Consider the following 16,738-nt stretch of genomic DNA (forward strand, 5'->3'; position numbering starts at 1 on the left):
AGCTGAAAATAGCTTTCGTCCGTGGCCGAGAAGATGAAGGAAACCTTCAATGCCGGGGGTCTGGCCGCCAAGGTCAGGACCATGGCCCCGTCCATGACCCGGTCGATGCAGCGCGTCGCGGAGGCCGTGGCCGCGGACCCGGCGGGCTGCTCCCGGCTGACCGTGACGGCGCTCGCGGCCCGTACGGGGACGAGCGAGGCCACCGTGGTGCGCACCGCGCGGGTGCTGGGCTACCCCGGCTACCGGGACCTGCGGCTCGCGCTGGCCGCGCTGGCCGCCCGCGAGGAGGCGGGGGCCCCGCCCGCCGTCACCCCGGACATCGCGGTGGACGACCCGCTGGCCGACGTGGTCACCAAGCTCGCGCTGGACGAGCAGCGGTGCCTGGCCGACACCGCCGCCCAGCTGGACGTGGCCCAGCTGGAGGCGGCCGTGGGCGCGCTGGCCGCCGCCCGCCGCATCGACGTCTACGGGATAGGGGCGTCCAGCCTGGTCGCCCAGGACCTGGTGCAGAAACTGCTGCGGATCGGCCTGGTCGCGCACGCCCTGGGCGACCCGCACCTCACCCTCACCAACGCGGTCCAGCTGCGGCAGGGCGACGTCGCCGTGGCGATCACGCACTCCGGCCACACCCACGACGTGGTCGAACCGCTGCGCGCCGCCTTCGACCGGGGCGCCACCACGATCGCCGTGACCGGCCGGGCGGACGGCACCGTCACCCACTACGCCGACCACGTGCTGCTCACCTCCAGCGGCCGGGAGAGCGAACTGCGCCCGGCCGCCATGGCCAGCCGCACCAGCCAGCTGCTGGTGGTGGACTGCCTGTTCGTCGGGGTCGCCCAGCGCACCTACGACACCGCCGCCCCGGCCCTGTCCGCCTCGTACGAAGCCCTCGCCCACCGCCACAGCCCGCGAAGGAACCACCCGCAATGACGCACACCGAGCTCCGCCGCGAGCTGGACCACCTCGCCACCGAGGCCTTCCGTGCCGAGCTCGCCGAGGTCGACCTGCTCCCGACGCTCGACATCGCCCGGCTGATGAACGCGGAGGACACCACCGTCCCGGCCGCCGTCGCGGAGCAACTGCCCGCCGTCGCCGCCGCCGTCGACGGCATCGCCGCGCGCATGGCCCGCGGCGGCCGCCTGGTCTACGCGGGCGCGGGCACCGCCGGACGGCTCGGCGTGCTCGACGCAAGCGAGTGCCCGCCGACCTTCAACACCGCGCCGGGCCAGGTCAGCGGGCTCATCGCGGGCGGGCCCACCGCGATCGTGGACGCCGTCGAGGGCGCCGAGGACAGCCGGGAACTGGCCGCCGCCGACCTCGACGCCCTCGGGATCGGCCCGGACGACACCGTGGTCGGGGTCTCCGCCTCCGGCCGCACCCCGTACGCCGTCGGCGCCGTGGAGCACGCCCGCGCCCTGGGCGCGCTGACCGTCGGGCTGTCCTGCAACGCGGGCTCCGCGCTGGCCGCCGCGGCCGACCACGGCATCGAGGTCGTCACCGGCCCGGAGTTCCTGACGGGCTCCACCCGGCTGAAGGCGGGCACGGCCCAGAAACTCGTCCTCAACATGCTGTCGACGATCACGATGGTCAGGCTGGGCAAGACCTACGGGAACCTGATGGTCGACGTCCGCGCCTCCAACGACAAGCTGCGCGCCCGGTCCCGGCGGATCGTGGCCCTGGCCACCGGAGCGCCCGAGGACGAGATCGAGGCCGCGCTCACCGCCGCCGGCGGCGAGGTCAAGAACGCCGTCCTCGTCATCCTGGGCGGCGTGGACGCCCCGGCGGCCGCCCGGCTCCTGGCGGAGGCGGACGGCCATCTGCGCGCGGCGCTGCTCGCGGCCGTCGCCGGCGGCCGCGGGTGAGGGCGGGGGCTGTCCGGGTGCCCGGGTGCCCCACGTGATCTCCCGCTCCGTCGGTCAGTCGGCCGAGCCGGGCGGCACGACCCATTGGACCGCCTGGTTCGTCACGGCCGCGATGGTGTCGAAATCCGCGTCGTAGTGCAGGACGGTGACCCGGTGCCGCTCGGCGGTGGCGGCGATCAGCAGATCCGCGATCGAAGCGGCGCGGTGATGCCCTTTCTCGGCGAGCAGCGCCTGTACCTCGATGGCGCGGGCGCCGATCTCGTCGGTGAGCGGCAGCCATTCGAAACCGCTGCGGGCGGAACGGGCGCGGGCGTGATCGGTCGCGTTGCGCGTGCTGTAGAGGATCTCCAGGTCGACGACGGCGCACGTGGTGATCAGGCCGCGCTCGAGCAGGGGCAGCAGAGCCGTTCTCACCACCGGCTGCTTCGCGCGCGCCCAGGCGCTCTTGTCGACCAGATACCGGGTCACCGCCACGCGTCCGCCGTCACTTCGGCGTCCGTGAGGTCGTCGAAGGCACCCTCGTCGAGCATCTCGATGAACCGCCGCCGTTTGGCGGCGGCCACGAATTCCGCCAGCGCTCCGTTGACCGTCGCCCGTTTCGTCGTGGTGCCCAGTATGTCCGCGGCCTCTTGGAGCAGTGCGTCATCCACGTCGATCACTGTGCGCATGTTCGCCACCTCCATGTATCAAGTATGGCCGCATTCATATATCAGGGTAGCCGAAGGGCCTCCGGCAGGGGCGCCGCATGGAGGACGGCCAGGCCCGAGACCGCGCGGGTCAGCGAGACGTACAGGCGGCGCAGGCCGGTGCGCTCGTCGGGCTCGCCGTCGACGACCGCGGCGGGCTCGTCCAGGACGACGTAGTCGTACTCCAGGCCCTTGGCCAGGGAGGCCGGTACCAGCGTGAGGCGGACCTCGGAGGTGGTCTCCTCGCCGGGGGACAGGTACGGCAGCCCGGCCGCCGCCAGCGCCTCGGTCAGTGCGGGCAGGCGCGCGTCGGCCGCGATCAGGCCGATCGACCCCTCGCGGTCCAGCGCCTGCCGGCAGGCGGCGAGCACCGCCGGGGTCAGCCCGTCCACCGGGACCTCGGTCACGGAGAAGGCACCCGGGTTCTCCCGGACGGAGGTCGCCTCCTTCAGCCCGGGCGCGATCTCCGGCAGCAGCCGGGAGGCGTAGGCGATGACCTCCAGTGGGACGCGGAAGCCCTGGGTCAGCTCCTCGATCCGCGAACCCGGCTTGCCGAGGTGCGTGAGCGCCTCCTCCCAGGTCCCGGTCGCCCACGGGGTGGTGCCCTGGGCGAGGTCGCCCAGCACCGTCGCGGAGCCGGTGGAGCAGCGGCGCCCCACCGCCCGGTACTGCATGGGGGAGAGGTCCTGTGCCTCGTCCAGCACGACGTGGCCGAGCGAGGCCGTGCGGTGCACCAGGTCGTTGGCCTCGTCGACCAGCACGGCGTCGGCGGCCGACCACTTCGCGGAGGCGACCGAGCGGGCCGGCTTCTCCCAGAGGATCTCCTTCTGCTCCTCCTCGGTCAGCACGCCCTCCGCGCAGGTGGCCAGGAACTCCGCGTCGGACAGCAGCCGCAGCACCGTCTTCGCCGGGTCCACCGGCGGCCACAGCTCCTTCACGGCCGCCTTGACCGCCGCGTTGCGCGCGACCGCGTCCTGCACCCGGTCGTCGGGGGCCTCCCCGGCCGCCTCCATCCGGACCAGCACGGCGTGCGCGATCCGCTGCGGCAGCGCCTCGCGGGCGGCGCCGTAGCGGATGTCACGCTCCATCAGCTCGCGGACCAGCTCCTCCAGTTCGTACGCCGGGATGCGCCAGCGGCGCGAGCCGCGCACCACGACCACCGGTTCGGTGGGCATCCGGATGCCGGAGCGGACCGCGCGCCGCAGCACCTCGGCCATGCGCGCGTCGCCCTTGACGCCCGCGGCGGTCGCCGGGTCGGTGCCCTTGACCGGGACATGGGCGACCAGGTCGTCGACCGTGGCCTGCTTGACGCTCAGCTCGCCCAGGGCGGGCAGCACCTGCTCGATGTAGTGCAGGAAGGACGCGTTGGGGCCGATGACGAGGGTGCCCGCGCGGGCCAGCCGCTCGCGGTGCGCGTAGAGCAGGTACGCCACCCGGTGCAGGCCGACGGCGGTCTTCCCGGTGCCGGGGGCCCCCTGCACGCACACGGTGCCGCCGACCCCCGCGCGGACGATCTCGTCCTGCTCGGGCTGGATGGTGGCGACGATGTCCCGCATCGGGCCGACGCGCGGGCGCTCGATCTCCTGCTGGAGCAGCTTGCTGGAGGTCTGCGCCTCGGCCGGGTCGGTGAGGTGCTCGTCCTCGTACGCGGTCAGCTCACCGCCCGTGTAGCCGAAGCGGCGGCGCAGCGCGACGTCCTGCGGGTCGGTGCGGGAGGCCCGGTAGAAGGGCTGGGAGACCGGCGCGCGCCAGTCGATGACCATGGGGTCGCCGTCCGCGTCGTGGACGTGGCGGCGGCCGATGTAGAAGCGGTGGCCCACGTCCTCGCCGCCGAAGGCCTCCCCCTCCTCGTAGTCGAGGCGGCCGAAGAAGAGCGGGGTGTGCACCAGATCGGCGAGCGCCTTGATGCGGGCGTCGATCTCGGACTGCAGCACTTCGGCGTTCACCCAGTTGGCGGTCACGTCCCGGATGTCGAGGGCCTCGACGTCGGCGCGCATCGCGCGCAGGGCGGAACGGGACGCGGCGAGGTGGGAGCGTTCGCGGTCGAGCGGGTTGTCGGCGGTGAGGGACTGTTCCCCTGGCACGGGTTGCCTCCGGCGGCACGTAGGGCATGGCTCAGCCGGCCCCGGACCGGCGCGCACGGCGGCGCGGGTCGGGGCGCTGTCCTGATACGGATCACGACTCGGGCCGACCGGTTTCCGTCCGGTCGGTGGCGCCGCCCCCTCGGGGGGCGGGCGGCAAGACGAGGGATCCTACGCCTCGGCGACGGGCGGCGCTAACCGCTTCTCCACCCGCCCGAGGCCCCGACCTCTGCCCAAAGCGTCACACATGCGTACATTGGGGTCATGGCACGACCAGTGGACTCCCGCGTCCGCGGCAGTACCGCCATCGCCGAGGACACCGGGCACCGGCATCCGGTCCACCCCGTCGGGGACGCCCTGCGCGCGGTCCGGGTCTTCGTCGCCACGACCTTCCGCGTCGTGGTGATGGGCCAGGACGGCGCCGCCGCGCGCGACTGACGCGGCGGGCCCCCGGATGCGGCCGTTACAGGAACTCGTCCGCGTCGACGATGCGGTACGCGTAGCCCTGCTCGGCCAGGAAGCGCTGCCGGTGCGCGGCGAAGTCCTGGTCGATGGTGTCGCGGGCGACCACGGAGTAGAAGCGGGCCTCGTGGCCGTCCGCCTTCGGCCGCAGCACCCGGCCGAGGCGCTGCGCCTCCTCCTGACGGGAACCGAAGGTGCCCGAGACCTGGATGGCGACCGTCGCCTCGGGCAGGTCGATCGAGAAGTTGGCCACCTTGGAGACCACGAGCACCGAGATCTCGCCCTGCCGGAAGGCCTCGAAGAGCTTCTCGCGCTGCGCGTTCGTCGTCTCGCCCTTGATCACCGGCGCCCGGAGGTGCTCGCCCAGCTCGTCGAGCTGGTCGATGTACTGGCCGATCACCAGCGTCTGCTGCCCCTTGTGCTTGGCCACCAGCGCCTCGGTGACCTTGCGCTTGGTCGCGGTCGTGGCGCAGTACCGGTACTTCTCCTCCGGCTCGGCGGTCGCGTACGCCAGCCGCTCGGAGTCGGTCAGGTTGACCCGCACCTCCACGCAGTCGGCGGGCGCGATGTACCCCTGCGCCTCGATCTCCTTCCACGGCGCGTCGAAGCGCTTGGGCCCGATCAGCGAGAAGACGTCCGACTCGCGGCCGTCCTCGCGCACCAGCGTCGCCGTCAGCCCGAGCCGGCGACGGGCCTGCAGGTCCGCGGTGAACTTGAAGACCGGCGCCGGCAGCAGGTGGACCTCGTCGTAGACGATCAGGCCCCAGTCGCGGGAGTCGAAGAGCTCCAGGTGCGAGTAGACGCCCTTCCGCTTGGTCGTCAGCACCTGGTACGTGGCGATGGTGACCGGGCGGATCTCCTTGCGGGTGCCGCTGTACTCGCCGATCTCGTCCTCGGTCAGCGAGGTCCGCTTGACCAGCTCGTGCTTCCACTGCCGGGCGGAGACCGTGTTCGTCACCAGGATCAGCGTCGTCGCCTTCGCCTGCGCCATCGCGCCCGCGCCCACCAGCGTCTTGCCGGCGCCGCAGGGCAGCACGACCACGCCCGAGCCGCCGTGCCAGAAGCCCTCCACCGCCTGCTCCTGGTAGGGGCGGAGCTTCCAGCCGTTCTGGGCCAGCTCGATCGGGTGCGCCTCGCCGTCCACGTAACCGGCCAGGTCCTCCGCCGGCCAGCCCAGCTTCAGCAGTACCTGCTTGATCTGGCCGCGCTCGGAGGGGTGGACGACCACCGTGTCGGGGTCGAGCCGGGCCCCCACCAGCGGCGCGACCTTCTTCGAGCGGAGGATCTCCTCCAGCACCGGACGGTCCGTGGTGGTCAGCACCAGGCCGTGCGCCGGGTGCTTGCTCAGCGTCAGCCGGCCGTAGCGGGCCATCGTCTCGGCGACGTCCACCAGCAGCGCGTGCGGCACCGGGTAGCGGGAGTACTGCACGAGCGAGTCCACGACCTGCTCCGCGTCGTGCCCGGCGGCGCGGGCGTTCCACAGCCCCAGCGGGGTGATCCGGTAGGTGTGGATGTGCTCGGGCGCCCGCTCCAGTTCCGCGAAGGGGGCGATGGCCCGCCGGCACTCGTCGGCGAGCTCGTGGTCGACCTCCAGGAGCAGGGTCTTGTCGCTCTGGACGATCAGGCAGGACACACAAACCTCCGCGAATGGGCGGGCCGGGACCGGGAAGGGGGCCGGGCTGAACTATCCATGGTCCCCCATCCCCGAAGGGAAACGCCCCGCTCCCCGGGATCGATACCGGGGACCGCCCCGCGACCGCCCCGCGGGCGGGTCAGGCCAGGTCGTCGGCGAGCTCGGCGACACCGGTTATCCGGTGCAGCGCGAAGGTGCGGACCTCGTCGGCGGTGTGGTCGTACGCCGTGACGAAGCCGCCCTCCACCCGCATCGGGCCGATCACACGCTGGCTCGCCGCGCCCTCCGCGTTGACGTAGCCGATCCACACGGACTCGCCGGTCAGCACCGCCGCCTGCATCGTCGCCAGGGTCTCGGCCGCCGCCGTGCGCGGCAGCCGGCCGTCGCCGTTGCCGCCGGGGCGGTCCGCGGGCTCCCGGCGGACCGCGGTCGAGGCCCGGTCACCGGCCCGGATCGCCTTCACCGCCGCCCCGAGCAGGGTCCCGTCCGGGGTCGGCGGCCCGTCCACCACGGGCACCGGCGCGCTGCGCGGCGGGGTCCGCCGGGCGTCCGCGCGGGTGATCAGCACGTCGCCCTCGGCGGACTCGGCCGCCGGCGCGTGGCCCAGCGCGCGCAGCCGCTCCAGCAGCGTCGCCGGGTCGCTCTGCGCCGCCAGCACCGTCGGCGCGAGGCGGCGCAGCCCGAGGCCGGCCGCCCGGCGGTCGGCCAGGATCTCGGTCAGCAGCGCGTCGTCGTCGCAGCGCACGTACGCCGAGGCCGCGCCCACGCGCAGCCGGCCGTGCCGGCGGGCGACGTCGTCCACGAGGTAGCTCAGCGGCTGCGGCACAGGGGTGCGGGAATGCGCCGCGAGGAAGGCGTGCAGGTCGGCGGCGGTCCGCCCGGCGTCCAGCGCCCGGCGCACCGACCCCGGGGTGAAGCGGAACACGGTCGCGCCGCCCTTGGACTCCACGTCCGCCAGCACGTGCAGCGTCTCGGCGAGGTGCGGCTGCAGCGGGCCCGGCGCGACCGCCGTCAGGTCGGCCTGGAGCAGCACATGGTCCAGCGGCTCCGGCAGCAGCGGCCCGAGCAGCACGGCCGCCGCGTCCCCGGAGCGCCGCAGCAGCGCGCGGCCGTGCGCCGACAGCGCGCCGCGGCCGGTGATCCCCAGCAGCTCCGCCTCCGTGACCGTCCAGCGCACCAGGTCGGCGCGGAGCGGGTCCATCGCGGCGCCGCCCCGCAGCGGGCGCTCCCAGCGCAGCCGGGCCAGCAGCGCGTCCCGGTCCGCCGAGGCACCCTCGGGGAGCGCGGCCAGCAGCTCCAGCGTCCGCCGGCGCACCTCGGGGGCGAGCGAACGGTCCAGGTCGGGGCCGAGCGCGGCCAGCGCGCGGCCCTTCACGTCCCGCGTGCCGACGACACCCGGCACACGGGTGGCGGCCAGCCACGCAGTGACCAGGGCCGCCCACCGCTCCTCGGCGGGCAGCGACAGCCACCCGTCGGCCGCGGGAGTCGGCGCGTAGGCCTCGTCCACCTCCCCGTCCGCGGCGACCAGGCCCGCGGCGTACGCCACCTCGAGCCAGAACGCGGCCAGCGGCTCCGGCACGTCCAGCGCCGTGGCCACCCGCTTCAGGTCCCGCACGCTCAGCCCGCCCGCGCGCAGCACCGTGGGGCCGCCGGTCTCCCACTGCTTCAGCAGCTCCTCGACCGTGCGCACCGCCGTGAAGGCCTGACCCGCGGCCGTCCTGTCCACAACCTGTGGATCGTGTTCCTTCGGCGCCACGTCCGGCGCGACCGGCTCGGGAGCCCGGTGCGCGCGGCCGTCGCGCAGATGCAGGGCCACCTCGCGGGGGAGCACGACGTTGCGCGCCCCGGCCGGCAGCAGCAGCCCCCGCTCCAGCAGCCAGGCCACCGGGGGAGGCGGCACCGACACGTCCGCCACCTCCCCGTACGGCGGGCCCCACGTCAGCCTGCGCAGGACCGCCCCGGCCTCCGGGGGCGCCCCGTCGAGCAGCGCCGCCATCCGCGGCCGGTCGGCGAACAGCGCCGTCACCGAGCCCACCGCGCTCACCGGGTCGTGCGTCGGCGGCAGCCCGAGCACGGCGAGGATCTGCTGCAACCGCGTCGGCGACATGCCGGACGTCGCCTCCGCCACGGTCGGCCCGAGCCCGGTCGGCGACGGGCTCCCCGCGGCGGGGGCCAGGATGTCGCGCGCCGTGCGCACCAGGCGCAGCCGGTCGTCCCCGCCCCACAGCAGTGCCTGCGCCCGCAGCACCGCCACGGCCCCGGGCAGCGCTTCTGCGGCCTCCGGGCCCATCAGCGCGGCGAGCGCGTCGTACGGGGCGCCGTCCGCGGCGACGGCCAGGGCCTCGGCGGCCTGCAGCGTGAACCGGTCCAGGCGTTCCAGGGCGCGAACGACGGAGGCACGGGTGCCGGCGCGGGTCGCGAGCTGCGAGAGGTCGTTCGGGACCGGGTTCAGCAGGTCCGGGCGCGCCCGGAGCAGTGCGGACAGCGCGTCGTCGCCGCGGGCGCGCAGATCCTCCGCGAGCGTGCGCGGCGCCGCCGCAGGGCCGTCAGTGCTCATCTCCCCCACATTAGCCCTGCCCGCCCCCAACCCACCGTGGGCGTGGTTCTGCTTTTCCCCAAGCCGCGGCCGGGCAGCGGATGGTACGCCGCGGACGGTGGGGGTGTCGGCCGGGTCCCCAGGCCGGTGGCACCCCGGGTGGTCGGGCGAGGGGCGCGACCGGCGGAGTGTCCGGCTGCGCCGCAGACCCGACCCGGTCGCCCGCGACGTCTCCGGCGTGCTCTGGCTGTGCAAGGGCACCGGCACCGCCACCGCCCCGTACGCAACCCGGGTCAAGGTCGGCACGGGCCGGCAGATCCACACCGGCTCCCCCTCACCGGTGATCTGGCCAACGACGGCAAGACCGACGCCGTTGTCTCCCCGGAGCGGTTTCCCGGGACGCCCGGTCCGGCCGGGCCGGAAAAGGGGAAGGGCCCCGCGGCGCGGGCCCCTTCCGTGTCCGCCGGGTCGTGCTACTTGGTGAAGTAGAAGTACTTCCAGGCCCCGTACGTGGTGGAGTTGACGCTGTCGCCGGAGGAGCCGTTGACGTACGAGGCGCGCATCCGCATCCGGTAGCCGGTCTCGTGCGGGCCGAGCAGGGTCACCGTGGACTTGCCGTTGGTGCCGAGCGCGAAGTACTGCGATCCCGCGTCGAGCCACTTGCCCTGGAAGTAGACCTCCAGGTTCAGCCGCTGCGAGCGGTTCTTGTAGTACGTCATGGTCGTGGTGAAGACCGGGTCCGTCTTCTTGTGGAAGTACGCGTACGAGGTGGAGCCGATCTTCGCCGTCTTGTACTGCTTGGAGACCGTCGTGGAGACCTTGACCCTGGCGTAGGCGGTGACCTTCACCGTCTTGCCGGCCGAGCGGGCGTCGCCGTTGAAGACCGCGGTGACGGTGGTGTCGCGGGTCATGTCGACCGTGGCGGACAGGTTGCCCTTGGAATTGACCTTGCCGGTCTTGAGGAGCTTCTTCGGCTTGTCCGAGCCGTAGGGGTCGGCCCAGATCTCGACCGTGCGGTTCTTGTACGTGGAACCGAGGTGCGCGGTGAAGGACACGTCGGTGCCGTAGTTGTACACGCTCTTGTTGTGGTTGAGCGTCAGAGTGGTGGCGTTGCGCGCCACGGCGACGGTGTCCTTGCCCGACGCGGGGGCGTGCGTGGCGTCACCGGCGTACTGCGCGGTGTAGGTGACGTTGCCGCCGGCCGGCGGCGTGTCGGTGAAGGAGAACGCGCCGGAGGAGCCGACCGCCTTCGTGCCGAGCGACTTGCCCTTGGGCGAGTCGATGTCGGTGCGGGTGACGGTGACCTTGGAGCCGGACGGGAAGGACGCGCCGGAGGTCAGCTTGCCGGTGACGCTGAGCTTCTTGGCGCGGGTCGCCTTGGCCGGCGCCGAGACGCTCACCTTGACCGGGTAGCGGGCGGCGTCGTTGAGGACGCGAAGGTGGATGCCGCTGTTGCCGGACGCGATGGCGAACAGCCTGCTGCCGTCGGGGGCCCAGGCGAGTCCCTGGCTGACGATGGTGTCGCCGCCCGAGGTGTACTGGTCGTAGGTGTAGGTCCGGTAGGGCGTCGTCTTGCCGGGCTTGAAGACGGAGATGTCCGTGTCGTAAGGGCTGTACGTGGACACGGCGACCGTGCCGTCCGGTGCGATCGCGGCACCGTTGGGGTTGTTCGCCACGACCGGGTAAGCGCCGGTGCGGGTGAGGTCCGCGGTGTTGATCGCGGTCGCCGCGTAGGGCGATTCGCCGGAGGCGGCGACGATCTTCTCGGCGTCGGCGTCGGCGCTGAGCGCGAAGTCCTCCATGTAGTTCGCGGCCTCGGGCGGCATGCCCTCCTCGCGCAGCACGGGGGCTCCGGAGGACACGTCGTACACGGCGAGGCCCGACCACGTGCCGTGGACGCCGAGCACGAGGGTGTCCCCGGCCGCCTCCAGTTCGGCGGCGTCGCGGAAGTACAGGCCCGGGAGCTGGTCGAGAGCGATCTCGGGGGTGCCCAGCGAGGGGTCGAAGGAGCCCAGGTGGTGCGCGGTCTCCTGTCCGTACATGAACCAGACCCGGCCGCCCGCGACCGCCAGGGTCTGCGGGTCGGTGTTCTCGCCGATCGGGTAGTGCGCGGCCGCGGTCGCGGTGGACGTCTCGATGGCCACGACGGTGTCGTCACCCGGGACGGCCGCGTAGACGGTGCCGGAGTCGGGCGTGATCGCCAGGTCCCGCACTCCCGGAAGGTTCGGAACGGTCGCCACGAGCTTGCCCGCGTAGTCGGTGACGACGACCTTGTTGCCGTTCGGATCGCTGATGTAGACCCGCTGGTGGACCCCGTCCACGGCGATGTCGCCGTACGAGGAGATCGACAGGGCCCTGCTGGAGTCCGCCGCGGCGGGACCCATGGTGCCGGCGGCTATGGCCGTGGAGCTGAAGACGACCGCGAGCACGGTCGACACGGTGCGCATGCGCACGTTGATTCCTACCCCCACGAAGAAGCCCGGTGGACGGACCGGGTGATGAGTCGGGCCGCGCGACACCCGAACGTCGTCCATGTGCGGACGACGCTAAGGGCGCGGCTGCATGCGCAGCGTATTTCATCGCTGTGACAGTTGAGGAGGGGATTAACCGGAGCTCCCCTGCCCGCCCACTTCGCGTGTCCTCGCCCTGCCCGCCGCGAGCCGCCGGGCGCTGGCTCACGAGCCGACGTGACGTGCGCCCCGCTCGGCGACCGGCGGCTCCGTCTCGCGGGTATCGCTCGACGGTGCGGGCGATCTCGGCCCGGCGGCGCTCTGCGACGTTGCTCACGGTGCGCCGCCCGGTCGCTCAGCCGCCCGGACTCCGGGGGCGCTTACGCGGGTGGGCCGCCGCGGATCATGTGGCGTGAGCCGGTCCGTGGGAATCGATCGATGTTCGCGGGAAGGATCCTTGCCGGCTCGATGGGAGCCCCGCGCATTTCGGCGGTGCCCCCGTGGGGGAGGGGCGTGCCCCCGTGCCGACGGCTGACGTGTGGGTGTGTGCGCCCGGGGAGGGGCCGCTGTCCGCAACCCCGCACCGGGGAACGCCCGGAGGGCGGTAGCGTCGGCGTATGGGTGCGGAGGAGAGCGACCGGTTGGTTCTGGACTACCTCAGCAAGGTGGGGGACCTGGCACAGACCGCCCTGCCGGCGGACCGCCGGCGGGACCTCGTGGCGCGCCTGCGCCAGGACATCGACCGGCAGCGGCACGGCAGCGACAGCCCCGCCGCGGTGCGGCGGATCCTGGGCCGGCTGGGCGCGCCCGACGCGGTGGTGCAGGAGGCCGCCGCGGTGCCCGCGCCCCGCGCCCCGGAGGCGCCCGCACCGGCGGAGCCGGAGTGGTGGCGGCTGCCCGAGCAGCGCACGCAGTCCCCGTCGCCGTCGCGGAAGCCCCGGCCCGGGGACGAAGTGGACGGGCTGCCCGGCATGACCGGCGGCCTGCTCATCCCCCTCACCCCCGAGGAGGACCCGGAAGCCGCCCCGGACGGTGGTCCGGAGAAACCCGAGCCCGAGCCCGAGGCCCGGCCGGAAGCCGCCCCGGCTCCGGTCAAGCGCCGCAGGCGGTGGCGGGCCGGACTCCTGGAGACCGCCGCCGCGCTCCTGCTGCTCGCCGGCGCCGTCCTCGGCTCCTGGATCGCCCTCCTCGCGGGCTGGGCCGTGGCGTACGGTTCACGCCGCCTGTCCCGCCGCGCGTCCCGGTTCGCGGCGCTCGGTCTGCCGGGGCTGATCGCCGGGGCCGCGCTGGTCTGGATCTGGGGCCGCTTCGCCGGCCGGTGGGGCGAGCCGATCCCCGAAGGGGGCCTGGACTCCGCGATAGCCGGCGTGCTGCCCACGGTCGTGCGGATCGCGGCGGTCGCCTCCGCCGCCTTCCTGCTCTGGAGGGGGAGCCGGGCCGGCCGGCCGCCTCGTTAGAGTGGCTGCCATGCCCGCTTCCCTGCCGACGTCCCCGATAACGGTCGGTTTCGACCTCGACATGACCCTGATCGACTCACGACCCGGCATCCGGGCCACGTACGAGCGCCTCACCGAGGAGACCGGCGTCTTCATCGACGCCGCGCTCGCGGTCACCCGCCTCGGGCCGCCGCTCGACTGGGAGCTGGCGCACTGGTTCCCCGCGGAGGACGTTCCCGCGGTCGCCGACCGCTACCGGGCGCTGTACCCCGAGTACGCCGTCGCCCCGACCCCGGCCATGCCCGGCGCGCACGAGGCCGTCGCCGCCGTGCACGCCGCGGGCGGCCGGGCCGTCGTGGTCACCGCGAAGCACGAGCCGAACGCCAAGCTGCACCTCACGCACCTGGGCATCGAGGTCGACGAGGTGCGCGGCTGGCTGTGGGCCGAGGCGAAGGCGGAGGCCCTGATCGAGTACGGGGCGGCGGTCTACGTCGGGGACCACGTGGGGGACGTCGTCGGGGCCCGTACGGCCGGCGCGCTGTCCGTGGCGGTGGCCACGGGCCCGGTCGCCGCGGACGAACTGCGCGCCGCCGGTGCGGACGTCGTGCTCGCCGATCTGACGGAGTTCCCCGCCTGGTTCGCCTCCTACGCCCCGGACCCCGACGCCGTCGCCTGACGGCTCTGCGCCCGCGCGGAGCGCAGCAGCCCGGCCAGGGCCAGCGCGAAGCCGACGCCCATGAGCATCGACACCAGGTAGGCGGCGGTCGGCAGCGGGTCGGATCCCAGGAAGAGCGGGGCCACGGTGGCCAGAGTGCCGAGCGCGCCGAGGACGAAGACGGCGGCGCCGGCGCGCACGAGGAGATCGCCGGGTTTCCGGGTTTCGTTGGTCACCGGACCAGGGTAGATCGCCGGGGGAAGTCGCTGCGCACCGGCCGGATGCCGGCCGGAGCAGTAGGACCACGAAGTCTTGTCACACGCCCCTGGGCCATTAGCCTTATGGGCGGCGGGTCTGCCAAGGGACCCGCTGTCTTGCTATCCAAGTGCTTTTTCTGTCTACAGCGAGGACGAGGTCGGACGTGCCTACCGGCAAGGTCAAGTGGTTCAACAGCGAGAAGGGCTTCGGCTTCCTCTCCCGCGACGACGGCGGCGACGTCTTCGTCCACTCCTCCGTCCTGCCGGACGGCGTGGCCACGCTGAAGCCGGGGCAGCGAGTCGAGTTCGGGGTGGTCGCCGGGCAACGCGGTGACCAGGCGCTGTCGGTGACCCTGCTGGACCCGGCGCCGTCCGTGGCGGCCGCGCAGCGGCGCAAGCCCGACGAACTGCTGCCCATCGTGCAGGACCTCACCACGCTGCTGGAGGACGTCGCCCGCTCGCTGCAGCGCGGCCGTTACCCGGACAAGGCCCACGGCCACAAGATCGCCTCCGTGCTGCGCGTCGTCGCCGACCAGCTGGACGTCTGACCTCCGCCCGGGCACACGCTCACAACTCGAGCGCGTGCGGTCCGAGGGGCGGTACCAGCCCCTCGGCCGCGGCCCGGGTGAGCAGCCCGCGGACCGCCGCGTAGCCCTCCTCGCCGAGCGCCGAGGTGAACTCGTTGACGTACAGCCCGATGTGCTGGTCCGCCACCTTCGGGTCCATCTCCTGTGCGTGCTCCATGACGTAGCCGCGTGAGACCTCGGGCTCGTCCCAGGCCATGTGGACGGAGGTGCGGGCCGCCGCCGCCAGCGTGCGCAGCCGCTCCTCGCCCAGCGAGCGCTTGGCGATGATCGCGCCGAGCGGGATGGGCAGGGTGGTCGTCTGCTCCCAGTGCTCGCCCATGTCCGCGAGCTTGTGCAGCCCGTAGTCCTGGTAGGTGAAGCGCGCCTCGTGGATCACCAGGCCCGCGTCGACCCGGCCGTCCCGCACCGCGGGCATGATCTCGTGGAACGGCAGGACGACGATCTCCCCGACGCCGCCCGGCACTTCGGCGGCCGCCCACAGCCGGAACAGCAGGTACGCCGTCGAGCGCTCGCTCGGCACCGCCACCGTGCGCCCGCTCAGGTCGGCGCCCTTGCCCGTGCCCTCGTCCCTGGTCAGCACGAGCGGGCCGCAGCCGCGGCCCAGCGCGCCGCCGGCGGGCAGCAGCGCGTACTCGTCGAGCACGTAGGGCAGCACCGCGTACGAGACCTTCAGCACGTCGAACTCGCCGCGCTCGGCCATGCCGTTGGTGATGTCGATGTCCGCGAACGTCACGTCGATCGGCGGCGCGCCCGGGACCAGGCCGTGCGCCCAGGCGTGGAAGACGAAGGTGTCATTGGGGCACGGGGAGTAGGCGATCCGCAGTGCGCGCTCTTGGCTCATGTCCGATCTCCAACGTCGAGTACGGCGGGTTGCTTCCCGAGCCGGGCGAACGCGTCGGCGAGCGCGTCGAGCGCCTCCCCGATCCGCCAGGCCGCGCGGTCACGCGGGCCCACGGGATTGGACACCGTACGGACCTCCAGGACGGGCAGCCCGTGCGCCGCGGCCGCCTCCGCGACGCCGAAGCCCTCCATGGCCTCGGCCAGCGCACCTGGATGACGTCGTGTCAGCTCGGCGGCGCGTGCCGCCGTCCCGGTCACCGTCGACACCGTCAGGACCGGCCCGTACGCCGCGCCGAGCGCGTCGGCGACACGGCGGGACAGAGGTCCGGGCGGACGGTGCTCGGAGGTGCCGAAGCCCAGCTCGGCGATCGGGAGGAAGCCCTCCGGGCCCTCCGCGCCCAGGTCGGCCGCGACGACCGCGTCGGCGACGACCGCCGAACCGACCGGCGCGCCGGGCTGGAAGCCGCCGGCGATCCCGGCCGAGACGACCAGCCGGTACTCGGCCGCGGTGAGCGCGGCCGCCGTGCCGGCCGCGGCCGCCGCCGGTCCGACCCCCGCGGCCAGCACGTCCGCGAGCGCGGTGCGCAGCAGGACGCGGCCACCGGGTACGGGTGTCTCGGCGGCCGTGCCGCCGAGGCCGCGGACGACCGCGTCGCGCTCGGCCGGGACGGCGGTGACGACGAGCAGGCGGGGCGTCATGTCTGTCGTCAGCGGGCGGTTCAGTCCGCCGTCTTCAACTTGAACTGCCAGACGCCGAGGTAGTCCTGGGCCTTGCCGGTCTCGATGATGTTGAGGGTGACCTCGCTGGCCGCGGCACCGGACTGCGCGTCGGCGAGCAGGGTCTCGGCGTCGAAGGAGCGGTAGGTGGTGTCCTTCAGCAGGCCCGACTTGCCGGCGGTGCCGGCAGCCACGACCCAGCCCTTCTCGGCGATCGCGGGGTCGACGCCGATCCGCACCTTGTCACCGGGCCGGACCGTGATGGTCTTCTCGGGCTTGCCCTGCAGGCAGGCCAGGAAGGCCTGCTCCGTCAGCTTCTTCCCGTCGAGGTAGCACTTGCTGGTGGCCTCGGTGGTCACGGTCCTGTCGCCGACGGTGACGGTCGCCAGGGGGGTCGGCTTCTCGCAGGCGGAGAGGGCGATCAGCCCGAGGGACACGGCACCGAGGGCGGCGGCACGGCGGCGATTGCTCATGAAGGTGAGGCTACCGGGCGGTCGCGCTCCCGCTACGCGGGGGGCCCGCTCGTGTCCCCCGGC

Annotated in this window: 16 protein-coding genes; 6 read left to right on the forward strand and 10 right to left on the reverse strand. The window is 73.7% G+C overall.

From position 1 onward, the window contains the following. The first annotated feature begins 33 nt into the window (after nt 1–33). A complete protein-coding gene (locus OIE69_RS22655) occupies nt 34–930 on the forward strand; it encodes a MurR/RpiR family transcriptional regulator (protein WP_326581356.1) in 897 nt (298 codons plus the stop codon). After that, complete coding sequence (gene murQ / locus OIE69_RS22660) at nt 927–1,862, forward strand: N-acetylmuramic acid 6-phosphate etherase (RefSeq protein WP_326575014.1); 936 nt, start codon at nt 927–929, stop codon at nt 1,860–1,862. The genes OIE69_RS22655 and murQ overlap by 4 nt, the downstream gene beginning before the upstream one ends. A gap of 54 nt (nt 1,863–1,916) precedes the next feature. Here the strand turns inward: murQ and OIE69_RS22665 are convergent, their stop codons facing one another. Genes OIE69_RS22665 through OIE69_RS22675 form a run of 3 tightly spaced genes read right to left on the reverse strand, consistent with a single transcriptional unit; the run spans nt 1,917 to nt 4,632 of the window. Beyond that, nucleotides 1,917–2,336, reverse strand: a complete 420-nt coding sequence (locus OIE69_RS22665) for a PIN domain nuclease (RefSeq protein WP_326575016.1) — start codon at nt 2,334–2,336, stop codon at nt 1,917–1,919. Then, nucleotides 2,327–2,545 (reverse strand): type II toxin-antitoxin system VapB family antitoxin, encoded by a 219-nt coding sequence (locus OIE69_RS22670; RefSeq protein WP_326575018.1) that lies wholly within the window; start codon nt 2,543–2,545, stop codon nt 2,327–2,329. The genes OIE69_RS22665 and OIE69_RS22670 overlap by 10 nt, the downstream gene beginning before the upstream one ends. Nucleotides 2,546–2,571: 26 nt before the next feature. Next, nucleotides 2,572–4,632 carry a HelD family protein gene (locus OIE69_RS22675; RefSeq protein WP_326575020.1) on the reverse strand — a complete coding sequence of 687 codons (2,061 nt, stop codon included), beginning with the start codon at nt 4,630–4,632 and terminating at the stop codon, nt 2,572–2,574. A gap of 261 nt (nt 4,633–4,893) precedes the next feature. On the opposite strand from OIE69_RS22675, the gene OIE69_RS22680 reads away from it, so the two are divergent. Beyond that, complete coding sequence (locus tag OIE69_RS22680) at nt 4,894–5,067, forward strand: hypothetical protein (protein ID WP_326575022.1); 174 nt, start codon at nt 4,894–4,896, stop codon at nt 5,065–5,067. Between the two features lie 25 nt (nt 5,068–5,092). Here the strand turns inward: OIE69_RS22680 and OIE69_RS22685 are convergent, their stop codons facing one another. The 3 genes from OIE69_RS22685 to OIE69_RS22695 all read right to left on the reverse strand — a co-directional run bounded on the left by OIE69_RS22685 (nt 5,093) and on the right by OIE69_RS22695 (nt 11,707). After that, the gene (locus OIE69_RS22685; RefSeq protein ID WP_326575024.1) at nt 5,093–6,724 is read right to left on the reverse strand and encodes a DNA repair helicase XPB; all 1,632 of its coding nucleotides are present in this window, start codon (nt 6,722–6,724) and stop codon (nt 5,093–5,095) included. Between the two features lie 139 nt (nt 6,725–6,863). Continuing rightward, nucleotides 6,864–9,281 carry a helicase C-terminal domain-containing protein gene (locus OIE69_RS22690; protein ID WP_326575026.1) on the reverse strand — a complete coding sequence of 806 codons (2,418 nt, stop codon included), beginning with the start codon at nt 9,279–9,281 and terminating at the stop codon, nt 6,864–6,866. A gap of 452 nt (nt 9,282–9,733) precedes the next feature. Then, nucleotides 9,734–11,707 (reverse strand): Ig-like domain repeat protein, encoded by a 1,974-nt coding sequence (locus OIE69_RS22695; RefSeq protein WP_326575028.1) that lies wholly within the window; start codon nt 11,705–11,707, stop codon nt 9,734–9,736. A gap of 620 nt (nt 11,708–12,327) precedes the next feature. Between OIE69_RS22695 and OIE69_RS22700 the strand changes: the two genes are divergently transcribed. Further along, nucleotides 12,328–13,167, forward strand: coding sequence for an HAAS signaling domain-containing protein (locus OIE69_RS22700; protein WP_326575030.1), 840 nt, complete (start codon nt 12,328–12,330; stop codon nt 13,165–13,167). A gap of 10 nt (nt 13,168–13,177) precedes the next feature. Continuing rightward, nucleotides 13,178–13,822, forward strand: a complete 645-nt coding sequence (locus tag OIE69_RS22705; protein ID WP_326575032.1) for an HAD family hydrolase — start codon at nt 13,178–13,180, stop codon at nt 13,820–13,822. Here OIE69_RS22705 and OIE69_RS22710 read toward each other — a convergent pair. Further along, nucleotides 13,792–14,037 (reverse strand): hypothetical protein, encoded by a 246-nt coding sequence (locus OIE69_RS22710; RefSeq protein ID WP_026251172.1) that lies wholly within the window; start codon nt 14,035–14,037, stop codon nt 13,792–13,794. The two genes, OIE69_RS22705 and OIE69_RS22710, sit on opposite strands and share 31 nt — an antisense overlap. 185 nt (nt 14,038–14,222) lie before the next feature. Here OIE69_RS22710 and OIE69_RS22715 point away from each other — a divergent pair, with 185 nt between their 5' ends. Continuing rightward, entirely contained in the window at nt 14,223–14,606 is a 384-nt protein-coding gene (locus OIE69_RS22715) for a cold-shock protein (protein ID WP_018560023.1), read from the forward strand. A 19-nt stretch (nt 14,607–14,625) separates the two neighbouring features. Here OIE69_RS22715 and OIE69_RS22720 read toward each other — a convergent pair whose 3' ends face one another. The 3 genes from OIE69_RS22720 to OIE69_RS22730 are packed head-to-tail and all read right to left on the reverse strand — an operon-like array spanning nt 14,626 to nt 16,675. Continuing rightward, the gene (locus OIE69_RS22720) at nt 14,626–15,486 is read right to left on the reverse strand and encodes a 1,4-dihydroxy-6-naphthoate synthase (protein WP_326575036.1); all 861 of its coding nucleotides are present in this window, start codon (nt 15,484–15,486) and stop codon (nt 14,626–14,628) included. Beyond that, entirely contained in the window at nt 15,483–16,184 is a 702-nt protein-coding gene (locus OIE69_RS22725; protein WP_326575038.1) for a futalosine hydrolase, read from the reverse strand. The genes OIE69_RS22720 and OIE69_RS22725 overlap by 4 nt, the downstream gene beginning before the upstream one ends. 20 nt (nt 16,185–16,204) lie before the next feature. Next, entirely contained in the window at nt 16,205–16,675 is a 471-nt protein-coding gene (locus OIE69_RS22730; RefSeq protein ID WP_326575040.1) for a hypothetical protein, read from the reverse strand. Nucleotides 16,676–16,738: the final 63 nt, after the last annotated feature.

Source organism: Actinacidiphila glaucinigra (assembly GCF_035918135.1).
Classification (GTDB): Bacteria; Actinomycetota; Actinomycetes; order Streptomycetales; family Streptomycetaceae; genus Actinacidiphila; species Actinacidiphila glaucinigra.